This is a genomic window from Vibrio sp. 378 (assembly GCF_033339435.1).
Map to the genome: position 1 here is coordinate 1 of NZ_JAWOUO010000885.1, position 581 is coordinate 581.

Genomic DNA, 581 nt, shown 5'->3' on the forward strand with positions numbered 1-581 from the left:
GACAATACCCGCTGCACGCTCAATAGCACCTGTTTGTGCAACCAACGCCATGATGGTGTCGTTAACCAGAGCATTGCCTTGAGCATTACCCGCAGCAATAAGTTGGTCGAAATGCTGATTGTGTTTTTCAGCAGAAGTCACCAACTCGCCAACTTGACTGCGTGTTGCGTCAAATTGCTTCTGGATTTCTTCAGCGGCTTGCTTATCTTCCTGAGCAACTAGGTTTGCGATACTTGGACCAGTAAGAACCGTGCCATCTTGGCGGCTGTATGTACCCGTATAAACGTTGTAGATACCTTGCTCGTTGTAGTAATGCGAGTTGTGCGTGTTATCCGAGAAGCAATCGTGCTCGTCTTCCGTAGAGTTCGCTTCTAGCGCAACTTTCATACGCTCACCAGCTAACTCACCCAAAGACAAAGAGCCCATACCAAACAGCATTTTACGTAGACCATTCTCTGCAGAACCTGTGAGTAGCTCTTGACGGTAGTTGCCTTTTTCATCAGCAGACCACTGTTTTTCCATCCATTCAAGATCTTGAATCAGTAGATCGGCCGCGGCTTTTAAGTACTCACCACGACGAT

The 581-nt window shown here is 47.5% G+C and carries 1 protein-coding gene; it reads right to left on the bottom strand.

The features are described 5' to 3' along the window. Positions 1-581 (bottom strand): imelysin family protein (locus R7Q48_RS29400; RefSeq protein WP_318133892.1); only part of this gene is annotated, 581 nt, incomplete at both ends.